The 23,615-nt window shown below is 66.1% G+C and carries 19 protein-coding genes; 15 read left to right on the forward strand and 4 right to left on the reverse strand.

All coding sequences use genetic code 11. The features are described from left to right. The 12 genes from dnaA (at window position 1) to QA645_RS00060 (ending at window position 15,555) form a co-directional block, all read left to right on the forward strand. A complete protein-coding gene (gene dnaA, locus QA645_RS00005) occupies window positions 1-1,413 on the forward strand; it encodes a chromosomal replication initiator protein DnaA (RefSeq protein ID WP_254127079.1) in 1,413 nt (470 codons plus the stop codon). Window positions 1,414-1,665: 252 nt separating this feature from the next. After that, entirely contained in the window at window positions 1,666-2,784 is a 1,119-nt protein-coding gene (gene dnaN, locus QA645_RS00010; protein WP_254127081.1) for a DNA polymerase III subunit beta, read from the forward strand. 76 nt (window positions 2,785-2,860) lie between these two features. Continuing rightward, window positions 2,861-3,997 carry a DNA replication/repair protein RecF gene (gene recF, locus QA645_RS00015; RefSeq protein WP_283047323.1) on the forward strand — a complete coding sequence of 379 codons (1,137 nt, stop codon included), beginning with the start codon at window positions 2,861-2,863 and terminating at the stop codon, window positions 3,995-3,997. A 118-nt stretch (window positions 3,998-4,115) separates the two neighbouring features. Then, window positions 4,116-4,859, forward strand: coding sequence for a hypothetical protein (locus tag QA645_RS00020; protein ID WP_283047325.1), 744 nt, complete (start codon window positions 4,116-4,118; stop codon window positions 4,857-4,859). Between the two features lie 118 nt (window positions 4,860-4,977). Next, window positions 4,978-7,158 carry a hypothetical protein gene (locus QA645_RS00025; protein ID WP_283047327.1) on the forward strand — a complete coding sequence of 727 codons (2,181 nt, stop codon included), beginning with the start codon at window positions 4,978-4,980 and terminating at the stop codon, window positions 7,156-7,158. Window positions 7,159-7,192: 34 nt separating this feature from the next. After that, window positions 7,193-7,888, forward strand: a complete 696-nt coding sequence (locus tag QA645_RS00030; RefSeq protein ID WP_283047329.1) for a hypothetical protein — start codon at window positions 7,193-7,195, stop codon at window positions 7,886-7,888. A gap of 285 nt (window positions 7,889-8,173) precedes the next feature. Further along, window positions 8,174-10,609: a DNA topoisomerase (ATP-hydrolyzing) subunit B gene (gyrB, locus tag QA645_RS00035; protein ID WP_254127089.1), complete on the forward strand. Its 2,436-nt coding sequence runs from the start codon at window positions 8,174-8,176 to the stop codon at window positions 10,607-10,609. A gap of 290 nt (window positions 10,610-10,899) precedes the next feature. Beyond that, window positions 10,900-11,364, forward strand: a complete 465-nt coding sequence (locus tag QA645_RS00040) for a hypothetical protein (RefSeq protein ID WP_254191119.1) — start codon at window positions 10,900-10,902, stop codon at window positions 11,362-11,364. A 138-nt stretch (window positions 11,365-11,502) separates the two neighbouring features. Next, the gene (gene murA / locus QA645_RS00045; protein WP_254127092.1) at window positions 11,503-12,798 is read left to right on the forward strand and encodes a UDP-N-acetylglucosamine 1-carboxyvinyltransferase; all 1,296 of its coding nucleotides are present in this window, start codon (window positions 11,503-11,505) and stop codon (window positions 12,796-12,798) included. Window positions 12,799-13,031: 233 nt separating this feature from the next. Then, window positions 13,032-14,423 (forward strand): MATE family efflux transporter, encoded by a 1,392-nt coding sequence (locus tag QA645_RS00050; protein WP_283047333.1) that lies wholly within the window; start codon window positions 13,032-13,034, stop codon window positions 14,421-14,423. Continuing rightward, window positions 14,420-14,908, forward strand: coding sequence for a DUF2867 domain-containing protein (locus QA645_RS00055; protein WP_254127094.1), 489 nt, complete (start codon window positions 14,420-14,422; stop codon window positions 14,906-14,908). Before QA645_RS00050 ends, QA645_RS00055 begins: the two co-directional genes overlap by 4 nt. Then, entirely contained in the window at window positions 14,905-15,555 is a 651-nt protein-coding gene (locus tag QA645_RS00060; RefSeq protein WP_283047335.1) for a 2-hydroxychromene-2-carboxylate isomerase, read from the forward strand. The genes QA645_RS00055 and QA645_RS00060 overlap by 4 nt, the downstream gene beginning before the upstream one ends. Before the next feature lies 1 nt (window position 15,556). Here QA645_RS00060 and QA645_RS00065 read toward each other — a convergent pair whose 3' ends face one another. Further along, window positions 15,557-16,672 carry an FUSC family protein gene (locus QA645_RS00065; protein ID WP_254127096.1) on the reverse strand — a complete coding sequence of 372 codons (1,116 nt, stop codon included), beginning with the start codon at window positions 16,670-16,672 and terminating at the stop codon, window positions 15,557-15,559. A gap of 117 nt (window positions 16,673-16,789) precedes the next feature. Between QA645_RS00065 and QA645_RS00070 the strand changes: the two genes are divergently transcribed. Next, window positions 16,790-18,160 carry an MmgE/PrpD family protein gene (locus QA645_RS00070; protein WP_254127097.1) on the forward strand — a complete coding sequence of 457 codons (1,371 nt, stop codon included), beginning with the start codon at window positions 16,790-16,792 and terminating at the stop codon, window positions 18,158-18,160. A gap of 4 nt (window positions 18,161-18,164) precedes the next feature. Here QA645_RS00070 and QA645_RS00075 read toward each other — a convergent pair whose 3' ends face one another. The 3 genes from QA645_RS00075 to QA645_RS00085 form a co-directional block, all read right to left on the reverse strand. Beyond that, window positions 18,165-19,592: a serine hydrolase gene (locus tag QA645_RS00075; protein ID WP_283047338.1), complete on the reverse strand. Its 1,428-nt coding sequence runs from the start codon at window positions 19,590-19,592 to the stop codon at window positions 18,165-18,167. A gap of 147 nt (window positions 19,593-19,739) precedes the next feature. Then, complete coding sequence (locus QA645_RS00080) at window positions 19,740-20,801, reverse strand: helix-turn-helix domain-containing protein (protein WP_283047339.1); 1,062 nt, start codon at window positions 20,799-20,801, stop codon at window positions 19,740-19,742. A gap of 52 nt (window positions 20,802-20,853) precedes the next feature. Next, window positions 20,854-21,423, reverse strand: a complete 570-nt coding sequence (locus tag QA645_RS00085) for a GNAT family N-acetyltransferase (RefSeq protein ID WP_283047341.1) — start codon at window positions 21,421-21,423, stop codon at window positions 20,854-20,856. A 64-nt stretch (window positions 21,424-21,487) separates the two neighbouring features. Between QA645_RS00085 and QA645_RS00090 the strand changes: the two genes are divergently transcribed. Beyond that, on the forward strand, window positions 21,488-22,405 hold the full coding sequence (locus tag QA645_RS00090) for a pirin family protein (protein WP_283047343.1): 918 nt from the start codon (window positions 21,488-21,490) through the stop codon (window positions 22,403-22,405). A gap of 78 nt (window positions 22,406-22,483) precedes the next feature. Then, complete coding sequence (locus QA645_RS00095) at window positions 22,484-23,398, forward strand: phosphoribosylaminoimidazolesuccinocarboxamide synthase (protein WP_283047345.1); 915 nt, start codon at window positions 22,484-22,486, stop codon at window positions 23,396-23,398. Window positions 23,399-23,615: the final 217 nt, after the last annotated feature.

Consider the following 23,615-nt stretch of genomic DNA (forward strand, 5'->3'; position numbering starts at 1 on the left):
ATGACGACATCGGAACAGGATCGCTGGTCACGCGTGAAGAGCCGGCTGCGCTCGAACGTCGGCGAAGACGTCTACACCAGCTGGTTTGCGCGCATGGATCTCGAAGGCGTGCAGGAAGAGAGCGTACGTCTCTCGGTGCCGACCCGCTTCCTGAAGAGCTGGATCCAGGCCCATTATGCCGAGCGCGTGCTGTCGTGCTGGCAGGCCGAGATGCCGGAGGTGCATCGCATCGATCTCACCGTTCGCTCCGCGGTGCGCCCCGTGGTGCAGCCGAAGGAAGCGCCCGCGCCGGTCGAAGCACGCCGCGCACCGGCACCCGAGCTGCGCTCGACCGCGACTGCGCCGGTCTCGGCCAATCATGATGCGCTCGGCGGCTCGCCGCTCGATCCGCGCCTGACCTTTGCGAGCTTCGTCGTCGGCCGCTCCAACACGCTGGCGCATGCCGCCGCGCGTCAGGTCGCCGAAGGTCGCCGCGGCGATCCGGTGATGTTCAACCCGCTCTACATCCATGCCGGCGTTGGGCTGGGCAAGACGCATCTCCTGCAGGCCGTGACCTGGGCCGGCAATTCCGGCAACGAGCGCAAGGTGCTGTATCTCACCGCGGAAAAATTCATGTACGGCTTCGTCGCCGCGCTGAAGACGCAGACGGCGCTCGCCTTCAAGGAAGCGCTGCGCGGCATCGACGTGCTGGTGATCGACGACCTGCAGTTCCTGCAGGGCAAGTCGACGCAGGCCGAATTCTGTCACACGCTGAATGCGCTGATCGATGCCGGCCGTCAGGTCGTGATCGCGGCCGACCGTCCGCCGTCCGATCTGGAAAGCCTGGATGACCGCGTCCGCTCGCGCCTGGCCGGCGGTCTCGTGGTCGAGATGGCCTCGCTCGGCGAAGAGCTGCGCCACGGCATTCTCAAGTCGCGCGTCGCAGCCGCCCGCGCCCATCATGCGACCTTCGACGTGCCGGAAGAGGTGCTGCACTATCTGGCGCGCACCATCACCCACAACGGCCGCGACCTCGAAGGCGCGATCAACCGCCTGCTGGCGCACTCGAAGCTCAACAACCAGCCGGTGACGCTGGAGATGGCCGAGCGCGAGGTGCGCGACCTGATCCGGCCGCAGGAGCCGAAGCGGATCAAGATCGAGGACATCCAGCGCGTGGTGGCACGGCAGTATAATGTCAGCCGCTCCGACCTCCTGTCGTCGCGCCGGACCGCCAATGTGGTGCGTCCGCGCCAGGTGGCGATGTACCTCGCCAAGACGCTGACCCTGCGCTCGCTGCCCGAGATCGGCCGGCGCTTCGGGGGCCGCGACCACACCACGGTGCTGCATGCCGTGCGCAAGATCGAGGCACTGGTTTCCAAGGACAATGCGCTGTCCGAGGAGGTCGAGTCGCTCAAGCGCCAGCTTCAGGAATAAACGCCTAGGCGATCTCCTGCCATTCTCCCGCCGCCCCGGCCCCGCCCGGGCGGCGGTCGCGTTTCTGCGGGTAAATCGTGGGGAACTGGCTCCCGATCCCTTGAATCCCCCGTCCATCCGCGCCACCTTGCGCGACCCTGACGGCTTTGGTCATATCGGCTGGATGATCCGGCTTTCCGGGGTCTTCGGTGCCGCGGCGCACTTTCCTCCGCCCGGCTTTTTCCATCTTTTGGGGATCGGGCGAGTAGTGCAATGAAGGTTACGGTCGAACGCGCGCAACTCCTGAAGTCGCTGGGCCATGTCCACCGCGTGGTCGAGCGCCGCAACACGATTCCGATCCTGGGCAACGTGCTGGTGCGCGCCGAGAACGCGAAATTGTCGCTCAAGGCGACCGACCTCGACCTCGAGGTGACCGAGACGCTGCCGGCGGAAACCGCCACGGCCGGCTCCACCACCGTGCCGGCGCACATGTTCTACGACATCGTGCGCAAGCTGCCGGACGGATCGCAGATCGTGCTGGAAGCCGACGGCGACCGCGCCGTGCTGGCGATCCGCGCCGGCCGTTCGCGCTTCACGCTGCAGACCCTGCCCGAGAACGATTTCCCGGATCTCGCCGCCGGCGATTTGTCGCATTCGTTCTCGCTCGCCGCCAAGGACGTCAAGCGGCTGATCGACCGCACCCAGTTCGCGATCTCGACCGAAGAGACCCGCTACTACCTCAACGGCATCTATCTGCATGCGGCCGGGACGGCGAAGGCCGCGACGCTGCGCGGCGTCGCCACCGACGGCCACCGCCTCGCCCAGCTCGACCTGGTCCAGCCCAAGGGCGCCGAGGGCATGCCCGGCGTGATCGTGCCGCGCAAGACCGTCGGCGAGGTGCAGCGCCTGATCGAGGACAACGAGGCCGAGGTCACGATCGAGCTGTCGCAGGCCAAGATCCGCTTCACCCTCGGCAATGTGGTGCTCACCTCGAAACTGATCGACGGCACCTTCCCCGATTACGGCCGCGTCATTCCGCAAGGCAACGACAAGGAGCTCGTCGTCGACAAGAAGGATTTTGAGAACGCGGTCGACCGCGTCTCGACGATTTCGAGCGAACGCGGCCGCGCGGTAAAACTGTCGCTGTCGCCGGGCAAGCTGGTGCTGTCGGTGACCAATCCGGATTCCGGCAGCGCCACCGAAGAGATCGAGGTCGAGTACGCCTCCGACGCGCTCGATATCGGCTTCAACTCCCGCTACCTGCTCGACATCGCCGCCCAGATCGAAGGCGACGTCGCGACGTTGAAGCTCGCCGACCCCGGCTCGCCGACCCTGGTGCAGGACAAGGACGACAAGAGCGCGCTCTACGTGCTGATGCCGATGCGGGTGTGAGGGGCTACCGGCGTCCCTCCGCATCGACTACATCCGTCCTTGCCGGGCGCAGAGGCCCGGCGATGACAAAGACAGCATGACCCCCTCCCGCATTCACCGCCTGACGCTGACGCATTTTCGGAACTATCGGGCGGCGGGGCTCGAGACGGCGGCTGACATGGTGGCGCTGGTCGGGCCGAACGGGGCGGGCAAGACCAATTGCATCGAGGCGATCTCGTTCCTGTCGCCCGGACGCGGCTTGCGGCGCGCCACGCTGGAGGACGTCGCCGACAACCAGGGCGACGGCTCCTGGGCCGTGTCCGCGCAGGTCGAGGGCGCTTTGGGCTTGGCCACGCTCGGCACCGGCATCGAGCCGCCGCGCGCGGACGCCACCGTCAACCGCCGCTGCCGCATCGACCGCGAGCCGGTGACTTCCGCGGCCGCCTTCGGCGATCACATCCGCATGGTGTGGCTGACGCCGGCGATGGACGGGCTGTTCATGGGCGCGGCTTCCGAGCGGCGGCGCTTCTTCGATCGCCTGGTGCTCGCGATCGACAGCGAGCATTCCAGCCGCATCAACGCGCTCGAACGTTCGCTGCGCTCGCGCAACCGCCTGCTCGAGACGCGCAATTACGACGACCATTGGTGCGACGCGATCGAGCGCGAGACCGCCGAGCTCGCGGTCGCCGTCGCCGCCACGCGCGGCCAGACCGCGGCGCGCCTCACCGGCATGCTCAACACACGCGCGCAGCAGTCCGCATTTCCCTCGGCGCAGATCGCGCTCGACGGCTGGATGGAGAACGCGCTGCTGACCGAGACCGCGACCTCGGTCGAGGATCGCTACCGCCAGATCCTGCGTGACAACCGCCCGCGCGATGCCATTGCCGGCCGCACCACTGACGGGCCTCATCTCACCGATCTGCAGGTGGTCTATGCGCCGAAGAGCATGCCCGCGCGCGATGCCTCGACCGGCGAGCAGAAGGCGCTCCTGATCGGTCTCGTGCTGGCGCATGCGACGCTGGTCGCCGAGATGACCGGCATCGTGCCGCTGCTGCTGCTCGACGAGGTGGTCGCGCATCTCGATCCGAACAGGCGCGCTGCGCTGTTCGACGAGCTGCGCAAGCTCGGCGCGCAGGTGTGGCTGACCGGCGCGGACCCGGCCGCGTTTGCCGAGATCGGCGCGGGCGGCGAAGTCTTTGACGTCGAGAGCGGACGCGTTTCCGCCCGGCGATAGAGCCGTCGTTGAACCCGGTCATTTCCCGTCGCGACTAGCTCCCTGAGGCCGCGCCGACGGTGTCGCAGCCGTTGCAATCGCGGCGATCTCACAGCGCGCGATGTCCTGAGGAGTGACCATGCGGACGGTAAGGCTCGGAGCGAAAGCTCCGGCACGATGGCGAGCGTTTGGGTGCGGCCTCGCCCTCCTCGCAGGCTGCATGCTCGCGGCCACTGCCGGCGTCTGGATGCCGCATCTCGCGACGCTGGTCTCGCCTGCGCTGACACCGGATCCGGAGGCGACCCTGCCCGCGCCAACCCGGTACAGCTTCAGAGGGATCCACACCACCATCATCCGTGGCGTTGAAGCGCCGCTCCGCACCACGCTGGAGGCCACCATTCCCGCGGAGCTCAGCGACGTCCTCGCCTTCTATCGCACCGAGCTCGGAAAGCGCGGCTGGCAGGAGACGCCGGATGGTCGCGTGGTCGCCGCCGACCATGCCCGTGTCGCCTTCGTCTCCCCGCTGGGGCCGGGAATGCTCGAGCTCGGCCGCAGGAACAGCAGCACCATCGTCAATCTCGTCCAGCGCAACCGCGATGTCGCGATCCAGGGCAACGTCCTGCCCGAGCCCGGCCAGGCGATGCTGGTGTTCTCCAATATCAGCGAGACCGACGCCGCGCTCACGATCAACGATCGGACCATCAAGCGCGCCGCCGGCACCCGCGCCGTGTCGCTGGATCTGCCGCCCGGCAAATATTCCTACGAGCTGAGCGTGCCGGGCCATCCGGCCACCACCCATGTCCTTGAGTTCGCCGCCGGCGATACCTGGGAGCTCACGGTCGGGCGCGATGGCGAGGCCTGGTCGCCGCTCCTGCTGTATTGAGCCGATTTGAACCTCACGGGTTCCCGCCGCGACTAGTCGTCTGAGGCCGCGTCGACGGTGTCGCAGCCTGCAATTGCGCGATGGATCAAGGCCCGCGCAAAACCCAGGAGTTTTCACGATGTCGACGATCAAGCGCGGGGCGCAGGTCCCGGCACGCTGGCGGCTGCTTGCCTGCGGCCTTCTGCTGATGGCGAGCGCTTCGCTGCCCGCGCGCGCCGATGATGGTTACGTCGACGTTCACACCCTGCCGCAACTCGAGGGCGCGGTCGAAGATCCATCGCTCAAAAATCGCGACCGCGTCGAATATCGCATGCCGACCCCGGAAACCGTGACCGCGCCGGCCGTGAAGAAACTCCTCAGCGCGGACGGCTGGGTGCCCTATGTGCGACCGCTGGAGGAGAAGAGCGACACGCTGAATTTCAAGAAGGGCCGGCAAGGCCTGTCCGTCCATTTCACGCAGGCTCTCGGCCGGCCCGACCAGTCCGTGGTGTACTACACGCCCGACCGGATCTATGGAAACGTGCCGTTCCCCGACGGCGCGCTCGGCATCGTGTTCGATGGCACCAGGCCCTATCTCGGCTGCATCGCGCCGACCGTGCTCGAGGCGACGCTGGATTTCTACACCAGAGAGATGGCCGCAATCGGCTGGCGCAAACTCACGCCGGAAACGGCCGCGCGCTGGACCAATGCCGGCCTCGACGATGCCGTTCCGAACGGCGTGCGCGTCTACTACGAGCATCCCGATAGCGAAGTGACCGGCTTCTACAAGCAGAAGCCCGTGATGCTGACGATGACACGCCGCGACGACGGCAAGACCAATGTCGAGATCCGGACGGCCGTCTTCGCCCTGCCCGCCGAGCTCAAGCTCGACGGCGATTCCGCAGGCTTTCCGCGACCGGACTCGACCAAGACGTCCATGGGCAAGGGCAACGCCACCACCGCCAAGCGCGAAATGTCGGCCGCCGTGATGGCTAATCTGCCTGCCGTGCTCGCCTTCTACCATCGCGAGCTCGCCGCACGCGGCTGGCGCGAGGATGGCAACGCGCCGCTCGCCCCCGGCGACGAGGTTGCGATCAAGGTTTCCACGGCGGAGGAGACCGGCGTGCTGCGGCTCGGCCGCAAATATGATTTCACCATGGTCAGCCTGGCCACGCAGCTGACGGACACGGCGATCGCGGCACGGATCAAGGCCAAGAAGGATGCCGACGACAAGTTCATGAAGGACGCCGAGGCGATGGCAAAGCAGGTCATCGCCGCCGACGAAGCCCGTCGCAAGGTGCAGGCCGCCGCGCTCTCCGATGCGCCGCTGCAGGCGCTCGCCGACAGCAAGACGCCGGTGCCGCTGCCCGAGAACGCGCAGGAGGTGACGTTCAACGGCGACGACGGCCGGCTCGAATTCAATGCCGCCTCCAGCGTCAAGGCGCTGACGGCTTTCTACCGGGCCTCGCTGAAGCCCGCAGGCTGGAAGGAGCAGCCCTCGGTGATCAATCAGCCGAACATGGCGGTGATGGAGTTTTCGAAGGGCGGCAAGTCGATCTCGATGACCGTGATGCAGATGGGTCCGAAGGTGAATGTCAGTGCCGACGGCTCGGGCCTCAAGATGGCTGCGGCCAATCCGGCGTCCAAAGCCAGGCCGGCGGGCAACGATCCTGCCGTCGCCCAGGCCAAAGCGTCCGCCCCGCTGGAAGCTGATCCGGACTCTGCGCTGCCCGTGCCGAAGCAGCGCACATCGACCTCACTTGGCACGGCGAAACTGCCTGGAGTTGAGGCGCCGTTCCGCCGGGAGCTCGAGGCCAGCGTACCTGCCGCACTCGGCGACGTGCTGGCGTTCTATCGCAGCGAGCTGACCAAGCTCGGCTGGCAGGAGAAGCCGGACGGCGCGGCCGTCGGCGCCGATCGCGTCCAGCTCGCCTTCACGTCCGCTCAGGGACCGGCCGTGTTAAAGCTCGGCCGCGCCAATGGCGAGACATCGGTCAATCTGGTGCAGAAGAACCCGGATGCCGCGACAAAGGCGGACATCATGCCCAAGCCCGGCCAGGCCAAGCTGCTGTTCGGCAACATGGGCGCCCAGGACGCGCAGCTCACGATCAACAAGCAGACCATCAAGGTTGCGGCCGGCGCCGGTGGCCCTCAATCGCCGAAGGGGCCGATGCTCGATCTGCCGCCGGGCAAATACCAGTACTCGCTGAAAATGGCAGGTCACCCGGCCCGCAACGACACCCTGGACATCGCCGCGGGCGATGCCTGGGGCCTGATGGTGGGGCCGACCGGCGAAGTCCTGCCGTTGCAGATGTATTGATCCGATCGCCCAACCCTTGATGCGGAGAGCAAGCATGACGACGGTCAGGCGCGGGACGAAGGTCCCGGCACGGTGGTGGCTGCTGGTGTGCGGCCTCACGCTTCTTGCAGGCTGTTCGCAGGAGCCGCTGACCGCAGCGGATTCCCACGCCGACATGCCCGTGCCGACGCGAGCCAGCCACTCGAGCTTCAGCACCTCGCACGCGTCCGGCATCGAAGTCCCGTTCCGGGTCGAGCTCGAAGCCCAGGTGCCCGCAGAGCTCAACGACGTCTTGGCCTTCTACCGTGCGGAACTCGGAAAGCGCGGCTGGCAGGAAAAGGCGGAGGGCGCGACGGTCGCCGCCGATCGCGCGCGGCTCGTGTTCGCTTCCCCGAAGGGACCGGGCACGCTGACGCTCGACCGTGCCAAGGGCGAGACCACGATCGACCTGGTCCAGCGAAACACGGAGGTCGCGGCCAAGGCCAACTTCCTGCCCGCATCAGGACGGGCGCGGCTGATCTTCGGCTATCTTGTACCTGATGTGGCCTCGCTCGCGATCAACGATCAGGTCATCGAGATCGCGGGCGGCGTCAACCATCCACAAATGCTCGATCTGCCGCCCGGCACGTATGCCTACACGCTGCTCGTCTCGGGCCGTCGGGTCCGCACCGATAGCATCACCGTGGCCGCCGGCGAGACCTGGGGCCTCAGCTTGGAGGACGGCGACAGGAAGTCGGACCGGATTTACTGAACTCGGGACGCCCGTCCCGCAGCCCCACGGCGCCTTCCGAACAGGCCGCTGCACCCCGCAAAATCCACGCCTTCAGGGGGTGAAAAACAGGGCCTCGAATCGGGCTTTTCGAGGAGCCCGGAATCGGCCCTCAAAAGCCTTGAAAACTCGTTGAAAAACCCTATCTGCTCAAAGGGTTGCCGGAGGATACTTTGCGCTAGGCGCAAGCGGTCTTTCATGGCACAAATAGCCTGCAAATCAGCGCCTTTTGCGCCGCTGATTCGGGCGACATTTCGAAGGCCTCTCATGACAGAACCTGCTCGGCAGACGCCTGCCGAAAACGAGCCCTCAAATCCGAGCGATTACGGGGCGGAATCGATCCGCGTGCTCAAGGGGCTCGATGCCGTTCGCAAGCGTCCGGGCATGTATATCGGCGACACCGATGACGGCTCGGGCCTGCATCACATGGTGTACGAAGTCGTCGACAACGCGATCGACGAAGCGCTGGCAGGACACGCCTCGCGCGTCGACGTCGTGCTCAACGCCGACAATTCCGTCACCGTGCGCGACGACGGCCGCGGCATTCCCGTCGACATCCACAAGGGCGAAGGCATTTCGGCGGCCGAGGTCATCATGACCCAGCTGCACGCCGGCGGAAAGTTCGACCAGAACTCCTACAAGGTCTCCGGCGGCCTGCACGGCGTCGGCGTCTCCGTCGTCAACGCGCTGTCGAGCAAGCTCGGCTTGCGCATCTGGCGCGACGACAAGGAACATTACATCGAGTTCGCCCATGGCGATGCGGTCGCACCGCTCAAGGTCGTCGGCGATGCGCCGGGCCGGCGCGGCACCGAGGTGACGTTCATGGCGTCCACCGAGACCTTCAAGAACGTCGAATATGATTTCGCCACACTCGAGCATCGCCTGCGCGAGCTCGCCTTCCTCAATTCCGGCGTCAACATCGCGCTCTCCGACATGCGTCACGCGGTCGAGAAGCGCGAGGAGATGCACTATTCCGGCGGCGTCGAGGAGTTCGTCAAATATCTCGACCGCAACAAGAAAGCCCTGGTGCCCACGCCGATCATGGTGCGTGCCGAAGCCAACGGCATCGGCGTCGAGGCCGCCTTGTGGTGGAACGACAGCTACCATGAGAACGTGCTGTGCTTCACCAACAACATCCCGCAGCGTGACGGCGGCACCCATCTCGCCGGCTTCCGCGGCGCGCTGACGCGCCAGGTCAACGGCTATGCCGAAGCCAATGCGAAGAAGGAAAAGATCGCGCTGACCGGCGATGATTGCCGCGAAGGCTTGACGGCCGTGCTGTCGGTGAAGGTGCCGGACCCGAAGTTTTCGTCGCAGACCAAGGACAAGCTGGTGTCCTCGGAAGTGCGCCCCGTGGTCGAGAACGTGCTCAACGAGGCGCTCCAGGCCTGGTTCGAGGAGCACCCGTCCGAAGCCAAGATGATCGTCGGCAAGGTGATCCAGGCTGCGGCTGCCCGCGAAGCCGCGCGAAAGGCGCGCGAGCTGACGCGCAAGAGCCCGCTGTCGGTCTCCTCGCTGCCCGGCAAGCTCGCCGACTGTCAGGAAAAGGATCCGGCCAAGTCCGAACTCTTCATCGTCGAGGGTGACTCGGCAGGCGGCAGCGCCAAGCAGGGCCGCAACCGCGAATTCCAGGCGGTGCTGCCGCTGCGCGGAAAGATCCTCAACGTCGAACGCGTCCGCCCCGACAAGATGCTGGGCAGCGAGCAGATCGGCACGCTGATCACCGCGCTCGGCACCAGCATCGGCGACGAGTTCTCGGTCGAGAAACTGCGCTATCACAAGATCATCGTGATGACGGACGCCGACGTCGACGGCGCCCATATCCGCACGCTGCTGCTGACCTTCTTCTACCGGCAGATGCGCGACATCATCGATGGCGGCTATCTCTATATCGCCCAGCCGCCGCTCTATAAGGTCTCCCGCGGCAAGTCCGAGCAGTATCTGAAGGACGAACGCGCGCTGGAAGATTACCTGATCGACGCGGGTCTGGACGATTGCGTCTTCATTCCCGGCACCGGCGGCGACCGCACCGGGCGTGATCTGCGCGCGCTGGTCGACGACGCCCGCGTCGTCCGCAGCATCCTGCGCAACCTCCACAGCCGCTATAACCGGAAGGTGGTCGAGCAGGCCGCCATCACCGGCGTGCTGAACAAGTCGGTCTACGGCAACCCCGAGAACGCCGCGGCCGCCGCGCAGTACATCGCGACCCGGCTGGACAACCAGGCCGAGGAGGTCGAGCGCGGCTGGGTCGGACAATTCGTCGAAGGCCAGGGCTTCCTGTTCGAGCGCACCGTGCGCGGCGTCAAGGAGGCGGCAATCATCGACGATGCGCTGCTCGGCTCGGCCGAAGCCCGCAAGCTCGACGAGTACGCGCCCAAACTCCAGGACGTCTACGCCCGCTCCGGCAAGCTGCGCCGCAAGGACAGCGAGCATGTGGTGCACGGTCCGTCCGACCTGTTCGAGGCGGTGACCGAAGCCGGCCGCAAGGGCATCTCGCTGCAGCGCTACAAAGGCCTCGGCGAGATGAACCCGGAGCAACTCTGGGAAACCACGCTCGACACCGACGTGCGCTCGCTGCTGCAGGTGAAGGTCAAGGAGGTCGACGAGGCCGACGACATCTTCACCAAGCTGATGGGCGACGTGGTCGAACCGCGCCGCGACTTCATCCAGGAACATTCGCTCAGCGCGACGATCGATATCTGAGGACCCTACGCGTTTAGCGCTCGGTGCGAGCCCCGGGCGCAGAGCACCTCTCCCGGAGGGAGAGGTCGGAGCGCATCGACAGATGCGATCCGGGTGAGGGGTTCTAGTCTCGCTGGGTGCCGCGGCCCCCTCACCCGGATTGCTCAGGCGCGCAACGGCGCGCCAAAGCAATCCGACCTCTCCCCGCTGGGGAGAGGTGCACCGAGACCGAGCCCCTGAACCTCACCACCCGCGATCGCGACGAAATGGCGTGAACCCATCGGCCAATTCCGGCCGGGAAACGCGATGCCATGAGTGCGCCTGCATCGAAGTCAGCTATTCCCTCCCGCCGGCTTGGCGTGATCGGGAGCCTCGTCGGCATGCTGGCCTTCATTGCGGCCGTGCTGCCGCACTGGGTCGTGCCGATGGTGTATCCGCCGCCACCGGCTGATCAGGTCATCGTCGACACCGGTCATCGCATCAAGGACCGCATCGTCGCGCGCGTGAAGGGCGTGGAGTATCAGGCGCCCAAGGTCGAAAAATCGGCTGGGCGGAGCTGGAGCGAAATTGCATCGGTCGCCGCAATCTCGCTCGGCCTGCTCGCCATCCTGTTCTCGGTCCTGTCGCTGATCTTCCGGGAAGAGCGCCTCCTGGCCGCCGTCGCCGCCACGCTCGGCACCGGTGCCATTGCGATTGAAATCTCCTTCGTCATGATCGGCGCACTGATCCTGATCGCGATCCTCTATGTGGTGGGAAATATCATCGGACTGTTTTGACGGGCACCTTTGGCAGCCTCCCTGGGACTGACGGACGAGCGCCGAACCACGCCCGGCACATTTGCTACCGCGCTCAATTCCCTATAGTTTCCGCCTCCAAAGCAGCCCGCCCCAACCCAACAGGACGGAGAGATCCAAGTGGCGCCCATCCAATACATCGTCGAGGGCGGTCACCGGCTCTCGGGCTCGATCGAGCCGGCCGGCAACAAGAATTCGGCGTTGCCGATCATCGCGGCCGCCCTGCTCACCGAGCATCCGGTGACGCTGGAGAACGTGCCGCGGATCCGCGACACCGAGACGCTGGTCGAGCTGGTCCGCTCCGTCGGTGCGTCCGCGGAATGGACCGCCCGCAACACGCTTCATATCCACGCCAAGAGCATTCGCGCCGCCGATCTCGATCCCGAGCTCTGCGTCCGCATCCGCGCCTCGATCCTGCTCGCCGGGCCCCTGCTCGCACGCTGCGGCGAGGTGATGCTGCCGCCGCCCGGCGGCGACGTCATCGGCCGACGCCGGCTCGACACCCATGTGCTCGCGCTGGAGCAACTCGGCGCCAAGGTCACCGCGACCGACCGGCTCGAATTCCGCGCGCCGAAGCTTACCGGCGCCGACGTGTTCCTGGACGAGCCGAGCGTCACCGCGACCGAGAATGCGCTGGTCGCGGCAGTCGCGGCCGACGGTGTCACCTATTTGCGCAACGTGGCCTCCGAGCCGCATGTGCAGGACCTCGCCAATTTCCTGGTCGCGCTGGGTGCCAGGATCGAGGGCATCGGCACCAACACCATGATCGTGCATGGACCGGCGACGCTGGGCGAAACGACCTACCGGATTCAGCCGGACCATATCGAGGTCGGCTCGCTGATCGGTCTCGCCGCCGTGACGCGCTCGCCGCTGCGCATCGTGGGCGCCGGCGTCGAGCATCTGCGCTCGATCCGCATGGGTTTCGAGCGGCTCGGCATCGTTTGCCGCGTCGAGGGCGACGACCTGATCGTGCCCTCCAACCAGACGCTGAAGATCCAGGACGACTTTGGCGGCCACGTGCCGAAGCTGGAGGACCAGCCGTGGCCGGCCTTCCCGGCCGACCTGATGTCGATCGCGATCGTCACCGCCACGCAGTGCGAAGGCGTGATCCTGATGTTCGAGAAGATGTTCGAGTCGCGGATGTTCTTCGTCGACAAGCTGATCGGGATGGGCGCGCGCATCGTGCTGTGCGATCCGCATCGCGCGATCATCGCAGGTCCCAGCCGGCTGCACGGCGCGACACTGAGCTCGCCCGACATCCGCGCCGGCATGGCGATGCTGCTCGCCGCCGTCTGCGCCGAGGGCACCTCCACCATCAACAACGCCGACCAGATCGAGCGCGGCTACGAGCGCATCGACGAACGGCTGAACGCGCTGGGGGCGAAGATCCGGCGCGTGCCGGAACGGAAGGGGTGAGCGGTCTCTCCCCGACGACAGTACCGTAGGGTGGGCAAAGCGACTTGTCCGCCGTAGCTCGAAGAGCGAAGGCGGAAGCGTGCCCACGATTTCTCTCGAATCATTGACAGGTCGTGGGCACGGCGCAAGCGCGCCTTTGCCCACCCTACGGGACCGAGCTAGCGGATAGAGTCCCGCACCCCTCGCACAAGCGGGCCATGTTTTGGTCGCGCGGCTGTGCTATTGCAGCCACCATGCTCGACACCATCCAACCACAACAGCCGCGGCAAGCCGGCGTGCAAAGCCATCTCGCGCAGGAGTTCGCCGAGACGCTGCGGCTGGCCGTGCCCATGATGCTGACGCAGCTCGGGCAGATCGCGATGATCACGAGCGATCTCGCGCTGATCGGCAGGCTCGGCGAAGATTCGGTTGCCGCTGCGGCACTTGCGCACACCGTCTATTTCGTCAGCTTCACCTTCGGGCTTGGATTGATGGCTGCGGTATCGCCGCTGGCCGCCCAGGCGTTCGGCGCCGGCGACGTCAGGCGCATCCGCCTGTCCTTGCGCGTCGGCCTCTGGGTCGCGCTGCTGATCTCGCTGCCGATGATGGCGTCGCCCCTCTATGGCGAGCACATCCTGATCGCGCTCGGACAGGCGCCGCATTCGGCTGCGCTCGCCCAGCGCTACCTGAATGGGCTGGCCTGGGGCATCGCGCCGGCGCTCGGCTTCATCGCGTTGCGCAGCATGATGAGCGCGGTGAACCGGCCGCAGGCGCCGCTGTGGATCACGCTCGCGGCGATCCCCGCGAATTTCGTGCTGGTCTACTGCCTGATCCATGGTCTGTTCGGCCTGCCCGAGCTCGGCCTGTTCGGCGCGGGACTGGCGACGACACTCGTCAATCTCGGCACCTTCATCGCTGCGCTCGCCATCGCAGGCCTGCGCAAGCCGTTCGCGGATTATCATCCGCTGGTTCAGCTGTGGCGGATCGACTGGCCGTTGACGCGCCAGCTGATCGCGATCGGCGCGCCGATCTCGTTCTCCCTGCTGCTGGAATACGGCCTGTTCTCTTCGGCTGCGCTGTTGATGGGACTGATCTCGACGACCGCACTCGCCGCGCACCAGATCGCGCTCCAGGTCACGGCCATCCTGTTCATGGTCCCGCTCGGCATCGGCATGGCCGCGACGGTGCGGGTCGGCCACGCCTTTGGCCGTAACGACCCGGCGGGCGTCCGACGCGCGGGTCTCGTCGCGGCGGTGCTCGGGATTGCGTTTGTCGCCGGCCTGACGGTTGCCATCATCCTCGGCCGCTACGAGCTGGGACGGCTGTTCTTCGGCCGCAGCGAGGCCAGCGCACCGACCGTCGAGCTCACCGCAACGCTTCTGCTGGTCGGCGCGACCTTCTTCATCGCCGATGCGCTGCAGACCATCATGGGCGGCGCGCTGCGCGGTATCAATGACACACAGATGACATTGGTGTTCGCCGCGATCGGCTATTGGTGCGTCGGTTTCCCGATTGCCTGGGCGCTGGCGTTCCACGCCGGTCTCGGCGCGGTCGGCGTCTGGGTCGGACTGTCGATCGGATCGTTCGTCTATGCCGGACTCTTGATCTTGCGATTCCGGATGCTGACGCGCAAACTGGCGGGATGACAAGCCCAGTCCGCGAAGTGACCCCCAATGTCGATGCCGGCACGGTGCTGTCAGGCGCGCAGTTCATCGACGCGTTTCGTGTCGACATCGGCCCAGCGGCGGTGAACGCCCGCGAGGCCTGCACGAGGATGGTGCTGAACGGGCCACGCTGGGTCGAGGCGCTGACACGCCTGCGCAATATTCTCGTGACGCCATTCGGCCTGAAGCAATCGGGCGAAGGCGCGCCTGCGCCCGGCGGCCTGATCGGCCTGTTTCCGGTGTTGAGCGAAACGCCGGAGCGGCTGATCGCCGGCTTCAATGATTCTCACCTCGATTTTCGCATCGTCGTCGACGTAGCCGGAGATGCGGCGAGCCGCCAGGTCACCTTGACCACCCTGGTGAAAACAAACAATTTCCTCGGGCGGACCTACCTCACGCTGATCACGCCGTTCCACAAGCTCGTAGCCCGCGGCATGATGGGGAGGATCGCGGAGCCGGTGCGATGACGCTGTCCGTCGACCTGTTCTTCTCGTTTCGCAGCCCCTTCAGCTATCTGGCGCTGCCGAAGACGCTGAAGCTGGTCGCGGACTATGATCTCGCCGTGAACCTGCGGCCGGTCTACCCGCTCGCGGTGCGCGTGCCGGGTTTCTTCAAGAAAGCGAGCCCGAATTTCATTCGCTATGTGGTGCTCGACAGCACGCGCGTGGCGCAACACGAAGGCATTCCGTTCCGCTTTCCGCGACCGGATCCGATCGTGCAGGACAAGACGACGTTCGATGTCGCGACGGAGCAGCCCTATATCCATCGCCTGACACGGCTCGGCGCCATGGCACAGCTCGAAGGCCGCTCGCTCGCATTCACGGATGCGATCGCGCGCGTGCTCTGGGACGGTTCGGTCGCCGGCTGGAACGAGGGCGATCATCTCGCGCGCGCCGCCGCGACGGCCGGCTTCGATCTCGTGGCGATGGACGCTGCGATCAGCGCCGATCCGGATCGCTATGAGCAGGTGATCGCCGAGAACGAGAAGGACCACGCCGCCTCCGGCCATTGGGGCGTACCGACCTTCACATTCGAGAACGAGCCGTTCTTCGGCCAGGACCGCATCGATCTGCTGGTCTGGCGCCTGCAAAGCAAGGGCCTGACGAAACGATAGCTCACTCCGCGAGCTTCACCGGCCCATCGGCCGCGGCCTCCGACCATTCGCCGACGACGCGATCGAGATCGCAGAGATTCTGGTGCATCTGCTCCAGCGAGAAGCCGAGCGCGAAGAAGCGCTCAGCGGTATCGCCGGGATGGCCGCGGATCACGCCATCCTGGCGCACAGCCGCGACCGCCTCGGCATAATGCTGAAGCGCGACGTGCACCGGGTGGATCGGCGGCGCGCCGGCGCCCGCGCGGATGGCTTCGGCCGCGGATTTCAGGAAGCGCACGATTGCCGCGCTGACCTCCGCGAGGGGACCGGCGAGCCTGACCTGCACCTCGACCGGCAGCGGCACCACCGTGGCGCGACCGATCATCACGACGTCATGGCGCAACCGCAGGATCGTGCGCAGCAGCGGGCCGGTGTCGGGACCACTCGACAGCCGCGCCGAACGTTCACGCTCCGCCTCGGCACCGATGGTATTCATGCCCACCATGGCGGTGCCGATCCCATCCTGGATCCGATGCAGCGCATCGTTGTCGCGGCCACGGGTGAGACCCGCGAGCAATTCCGTGAACGCCTCCGCGATCAGCTCGAGCAGTTTCGCCGCGCTGGCGCGGATCTGGCGCACCGCACGCGACGGCAGCACCAGGAACGAGACCAGGAGCCCGGTGATGGCGCCGACCGAAACCTCGCTGACGCGGTCAATCGCCGACGCCATCGGATCGGCGTGATGCATGCTCGGAAGCACCAGCACGATCACGGCCGTCACCGTTGCAGAGCTCAGGTTCGGATAGATCGACGAGAGAAAGGCAAGCGGCGCGACGGCCAGCACCAGCAAACCCAGAAGACCGAGTTCGCTGGAATAAGGGATCAGGATTGCGATCGCGCCACCATAGACCGCGCCGCCGATCGTGCCGAGCATGTAGTCGCGCGTCGCCTTCAGCGAGCGCCCGACGCTCATCTGGGTCACGATGATGGAGGTGAGGACGGCCCAGAGCGGCAACAGCAGATGCAGGGCGGTGGCAAGCGCATAGGCCCCGGTGGCCGCGACCGTGACCCGGACCGCCAGGCCCAATTGCGTCTTGCGCGACCAGATCCAGTCGAACAGCTCCCTTGCGCCTGCCATCGTCGAATATCCCGATCCTCACAACCAGCCAAAAGCATAGCTGATGCCCGCGGCCCCAAGGCCGCTTGAAAGGCCAAATCACCCCGCCTAACTTGCCGGCCAAAACGAGGAAACACGATGGCTCACGAAACCGCAACGCTGGCTGCCTATGTCGCCAACCTGAAATTCGCAGATATTCCGGCGGAAGTGCTGGATCGCGCCAAGGTGCTGACGCTGGATTTCCTCGGCAGCGCCATCCGGGCGCGGAGCGAGGCGGAATCGACCCCGTCGCTGCTGAAGATGCTCGAAGCGCTCGCGCTCGACACCAAGGGCGACTCCACCGTGTTCGGCGATGCCAAGACCTGGACACCGGCGGTCGCCGCCCTGCTCAACGGGGCGCTCGGCCATTCCCTCGATTTCGACGACACGCACGCGGATTCCTCGCTGCATCCGAGCGCGCCGGTGGTTCCGGCCGCGTTTGCCGTCGGCGAGATGGTCGGCGCCTCTGGGCGCGACGTGCTGACCGCGATCGTGGCCGGCTATGAGGTGTGCTGCCGGCTCGGCAACGCGCTCGACCCGACCTCGCACTATGCGCGCGGCTTCCATCCGACCGCGACCGCCGGCACCTATGGCGCGGCCGCGGCGGCGGCAAAGCTGTTCGGCCTCTCCGAGGCGCAGATCATCGCCGCCTTCGGCGTCGCCGGCAGCCAGGCCGCAGGCTCGCTGCAATTCCTGATGAACGGCGCCTGGAACAAGCGCTACCAGGTCGGCGCCGCCGCGATGAACGGCGTGATCGCTGCGACGCTGGCGCGCAACGATTTCGTCGGCGCGACGGAATCGGTCGAAGGCAAGCACGGCCTGCTCGCCGGCTACACCGACGACGCGCATCCCGACAAGGCGGTCGCCGGGCTCGGCAAGACCTATGAGACCATGAAGATCGGCGTCAAACCCTATCCGAGCTGCCGTTACACCCATGCCGCGATCGACGCGCTGATCGCGATGCGGCGCGAGCACAATCTGACGCCCGACCAGGTCAAGCGCGTCGAGATCGGCCTGCATCGCAACGGCATCACGCTGACGGGCGATGCCGCCACCAAGCGGCATCCGACCTCGATCGTCGGCGGCCAGTTCTCGATGTTCTTCACCGGCGCGCTCGCGCTCGACCAGGGCTCGTTCGGCTGGGATGACTATAACCGTCTCGGCGACGCCGCCATCGACGCTCTCGCCGACAAGTTCGACGTGGTGCAGGACGACCGGCTCGAGGTCGGCCGCACCCATCCGTTCGGCGCACGCGTGAGCATCACCACCGATGACGGCGTGCACGAGCGGCTCTATGCCGATCCCTCGGGCGAGCCGACCTCGTTCCCGGATGCGCAGGCGATGCAGCAAAAATTCCTGACGCTGGCGCGGCCCGTGCTGAACGCCCGTGCCGACAAATTCGCCGACGCGATCATGACGCTGGAGCGGTTCGATCGCGTGGCCAAGGCGACGGAGCTGGGGCGGCAGTAGCCGCCTAATTCGCGCCCGCCAGTTTCCCATTCTCGCGCGTTGTCGCCACGACATCGCGCACCAGGTCGAACACGCCATCCACTTCCGGCGGCCAATTCAGTGTGCGGCCGAGGCGCACGATCACGAGCTTCTCCGACGGGATCACGATCGTGTATTGCCCGATCGTGCCCTTGGCGAAGAAGGCATCGCGCGGCCAGCCATGGTCGACGCGAAATTTCGCGCCGAAACTGTTGCCCTGGTTGGTCCAGAAGCCTGCACCAATGCCGACCCACGCGTGGGGCGTGGCCGTCGCGGAATAGTTCACCCAGCCCTCGGGCAGGATGCGCTTGCCGCCGACGACGCCGTCGTTGAGATAGAGCTGGCCGAAGCGCGCCCAGTCGCGTGCGGACGCCATCATTTCGCCGGCGCCCTCGATGGTGCCGGCGCCATCGAGCTGAAGCGTGACGTCGTGCATGCCGAGCGGCGCGAACAATTCGCGGCGCGCGAAGCGGAGCGCATCGGCGGGCCTGCCGCCGGTGGCGTCACGCAGCAGTTGCGCGAGGATGAGGAAGTTGCCGTCGTGATAATTCCACACCGTGCCCGGCGCGGTTGCAAGCGGCGCGCGCTCGGCGAAGCCAGCCATATCGTCCTCGGCATATTTCATGGTGTTGACCGGCTCGAGCACGGAGCCAAGCTTGGCTTCCAACGAGCTGCCGAGCGCGAGGCCTGCGGTATGACGCAGCAACTGATCGACCGTGATGGCATGGCGCGGATCTTCCGGATTTTGCCAGGCGGCAATTGGCGCGGGCCCGTCCAGTCTCAACTTGCCCTGGCGCACGAGAATGCCCGTCAGCGCTGACATCACCGACTTCGTCATGGAGAAGCCGAGCAGCCGCGTCTCCGGTCCGATACCGTCGGCATAACGCTCGGCGATGATGCGGCCGGCCTTCATGACGACGATCGCGCGGGTGCGGCGGTAAGGCGGCTGCGCGGGCTCAGCGAAGGCACGGTCGAGCGCGGCGGACAGCCCCTCGCTTTGCGGAGCCACGAGTCCCGGGCCGGCGATCTCGGGCAACAATGCCGGCTGCTTGTCATCCGGCGGCAACGCGACGTCGGCGATCCCCCGGCCGTGCTCGAGCGAGCAACCGAGACCTTCGCGATAGACGGCATGACTGCGGCCGATCCCGAACAGGGACACCGTGACATCCTTGCGCGTGCGATCGATCTGCAGATTCATTGCCCAGCTCAAGAGACCTGTGCCCGGCATCGCGTCGATGGTCTCGTTGAGATCGCGCATGGGATCGAGGCCGGAGACGAAGGTCTCCGAGCAGAGCGTGTGGGCGATGAAGCCGGTGGCAACCTTGGGCACGTCACGCGCCCGCGCCGCGCCGAGCGCGAGGCCGGCACAGGCGATGGCGGTGGTGAGGAGGACGATCTTACGGCGACGGCTCACGGGCTTTCTCCGGCTACGGGGCATGTGCGGGAGAGCAAAGCCGGATGCGGGCGAGACGCGCTCGCCGGATTTGGAAATCGACCTCGTCGAAACTGATCGGGACTAGTCGATTTCGAAATTCATACGTGATTTCAGGCGCTTAAAAATCTAAGCCGCATCGGCCTTGAGCCGCCGGTATTCCGTCGGGGTCACACCCGTGACCGCCTTGAAGGCGCGGTTGAACGGGCCGAGCGACTGGAAGCCGGCGTCCATCGCGATGGTGATGACGGGAACCTCGGCCTGGGTGGGGTCGGCGAGCGCGGCCTTGGCCTCCTCGATCCGGTGGTTGTTCAGGAACACATTGAAGTTGCGGTAGCCGAGCCGCTGGTTGATCAGCCGACGCAACCGGTATTCCGGAATCTTCAACCGGCCCGCCAGCACGCCGATGGTGATGTTCTCCTGGCGGTAGATGCGCTCGTCCGCCATCAGACGCATCAGCGCATCGATCAGCTTTTGGTCGGCGGCAGCATCGGCCGCAGGCTGGCTGAAAACAGTCGGCGGTGCGGGCGCCACTGCTGCCGGAAACAGATCCGCGCCGTCAACGCGCATCATGGCATAGACGATCGCCGCGACGGTGCCGGTGAGCACACCGGCATTGATGGTTTCGGCGACAGCACCGACGTGGTGGCCGGCGACGGCGATCTGGAGCACCGCGTTCAGCCCGCCATAGAGCGCGATGGCGCAGACGATGAAGACACGAACGCGGCGGCGGCGCTCGACCAGGTCAGTTGGCCAGGAGGCGATCATCTGCCCGACCGCAAGGGCGATGAAACCAAGCACGATCAGATTGACCACAGTCACCGAGAACCGCACATGGCCGCTGGGTGCAATCCAGACGCAGCCTGCGAAGCTGAAGGCCGCCACAAGCGCCCAGATCAAGCCGTGCCACCAGCGGAGGCGAAACTCGTCGTCGAACAGGGCGCGCGTGAACAGCCAGAACACCACGATGGTCCCGGTCGACAACGCGATCAGCGGTGCATGCCAGAGCGGGATCCGCGACGTGACATCCAACGAATAGCTCACGGAATGCGCAACCGTGCTGAGCACGAAGACCGCACCGAGGCGGGCAGCCAGCACATTGCGAAAATCAGAGAGTAGCGACGCCGCCAGCACCAGCAGCAGCGCGACGCTGGCGGCGCGAAAGGCAAGGTCGAGATTGGTCAGCAGCATCCCATCGATCCGGTCGTCGGCGCCGCGAACTTAAGTCAGATCGGCGATCGATTCAATTTCGCCGCCACGCGGCGCGCGTCGTGATCCAGGCGTCGGCGGGCTTGCCGAACAGATCGATCACGCGATCCTTCCGCGCACCCAGCCTGCGCGCCACCGCCTGCGACGGCGCATTCACGCTTTCGATACAGTGCATGATCTCGCCGACCTCAAAACTGTCGAACGCCCAGTCGATCGACGCGCGGGCCGCCTCCACCGCGTAGCCCTTGCCGCGAAATTCCTTGGCAATGCCCCAGCCGACCTCGAAACCGGGCCAGCCCGGCGGACACCACGGGCCGACGCGGCCGACATAGTTGCCGCTCGACTTCTCCTCGACCACGAACATGCCGAAGCCGTAGAGCGCCCAGTGTCCGGAGATCACGGCTGCATTGCGCCAGCCGGCGATCGCGGTGGTGACCGGATTGCCGTCGGCCGCGATGAACCGCGCCGTGCCGGGGTCGCTCAGCATCGCGGCGTTGGGCGCGATGTCGCTGGCGCGCCATGGACGCAGGATAAGACGTTCCGTCTCGATTTCGGGGCCGGTGACCTCGAGCAGCCTGGCGCCTGGCTTGAGCGGCGGAATCATCTGTCTCCTCCCGTTCCCATCGATGTTCTGCTACGATCATACCAGCAAGAAACAGGAGTCCACCATGAGCTGGCAACCCTCCAACGATCCCGTGCTCGGCGATCCCATGTCCTGCGACGCGCTCGATCTCGTCATCGTGCCGCGCACCCGCGATCTCGGCGACGGATTCGTGGTGCGGCGCGCGCTGCCGCATGGCAAGCGGCAGATGGTCGGGCCGTTCATCTTCTTCGATCATTTCGGGCCGGTGCAGTTCGTGTCCGGCAAGGGCATGGACGTGCGGCCGCATCCGCATATCGGGCTTGCGACCGTCACCTATCTGTTCGACGGGTCGATCATGCATCGCGACAGCGAGGGCAACGTGCAGGAGATCGCGCCGGGCGCGATGAATCTGATGACCGCGGGCCGCGGCATCGCGCATTCCGAGCGCACGCCGGATGCCCAGCGCGCCTCGGGCCAGCAGATGCTCGGTTTGCAAAGCTGGATCGCGCTGCCGGCCGGCTCCGAAGAGATCGATCCCTCGTTCCAGCATTATGCGGCGGGCGATCTGCCGATGATCTCCGAGCGCGATTTCACCGCGCGCGTGATCGCCGGATCCGCCTTCGGCATCGCCTCGCCAGTGAAGATGGTCTCGCCCTGGTTCTACACCGAAGTCACTGCGGTCGCCGGCGCGACCGTGCCGCTCGACCCCGACCATGAGGAGCGTGCGATCTATGTCGTCGATGGCGAGGTCGAGATCGCGAACGAGCGCTACGAAGGGCCGCGGCTCCTGATCTTCCGGCCCGGCGACCGCATCACCGTGAAGGCGCTCAAGGCTACGCGGATGATGTTTCTCGGCGGCGATGCATTGGAGGGCCCGCGCCACATCTGGTGGAATTTCGTCTCCTCCAGCAAGGAGCGGATCGAGCAGGCCAAGCAGGACTGGAAAACCGGCCGCTTCGCCGCGGTTCCGCAGGAACATGAGTTCATTCCGCTGCAGGAATAGGCTAATCCGGCTTCCGGCCGCGCCATCAGACGCGGCCGGACGCCCTGTCTTGAAGCCTTCTGCCTGAAAGCTCTGCCGATGACCGCCATGCTCTCCAGCGACCTGCCCCTGACCAAGATCGGCCGCGGCAAGGTTCGCGATATCTACGCCGTCGACGACGACCGCCTGCTGCTCCTCACCACCGACCGCATCAGCGCCTTCGACGTCGTGATGGGCGAGACCATCCCGATGAAAGGCGCAGTGCTGACCCAGATCAGCGCGTTCTGGTTCAACAAGCTCGAAGGCGTGGTGCCGCATCACATGATCAGCGCGGATACCGACGAGATCATCGCGGCCGTGCCGGCACTGAAGCCGCATCGCGCCGAAATCCTCGGCCGCGCCATGCTGTCCCGCCGCACCACCGTGTTCCCGATCGAATGCGTGATCCGCGGTTATCTCTCGGGCTCGGCCTGGAAGGAATATGCCGGCTCCGGCACGCTGGCGGGCGAGAAACTGAAGGCCGGCCTCGTCGAGAGCGAGAAGCTCGAGCCCTCGATCTTCAGCCCCGCGACCAAGGCCGAGACCGGCCACGACGAGAACATCACCATCGCAAAAATGCGCGCGGTCGTCGGTGACGACGTCGCCTATATGCTCGAGAGCATGACGCGCGCGATCTACACGCTCGGCGAGGAGCTGGCGCGCGAGCAGGGCATCATCATCGCCGACACCAAGTTCGAATTCGGCCGCGACAAGGACGGCCGCATTATCCTGATCGACGAGGTCATGACGCCGGACAGCTCACGCTTCTGGGCCGTCGATGCCTACAAGCCCGGCCAGCCGCAGGCGAGCTTCGACAAGCAGCCCTTGCGCGACTATCTCGACGTCGAGCGCCGCGCCGGCCGCTGGAACGGCGACGCCCCGCCGCCGCCGCTGCCCGCGAGCGTGGTCGATGCGACCAGCAAGCGGTATCTGGAAGCGTATCGGCGCGTCACGGGGACGGAGCTGAAGATTTAGCTCTGTGCTCGCGCGTCTCACTCTTCATTGCGAGTGAGGCACTATGCATCTCCAACGTCGTCCCGGCGAACGCCGGGACCCATAACCCCAGGGAGCGGTTTGGCGAAGACTTGGAGTTCGGTACTTCGATCGCGCCGCAACCGATAGATTCCGCGGTATGGGTCCCGGCCTTCGCCGGGACGACACCGATGAGCGATTTCGGTTTTTCACATCAACC

Origin of the sequence: Bradyrhizobium sp. CIAT3101 (assembly GCF_029714945.1) — a bacterium.
Lineage (GTDB): Bacteria > Pseudomonadota > Alphaproteobacteria > Rhizobiales > Xanthobacteraceae > Bradyrhizobium.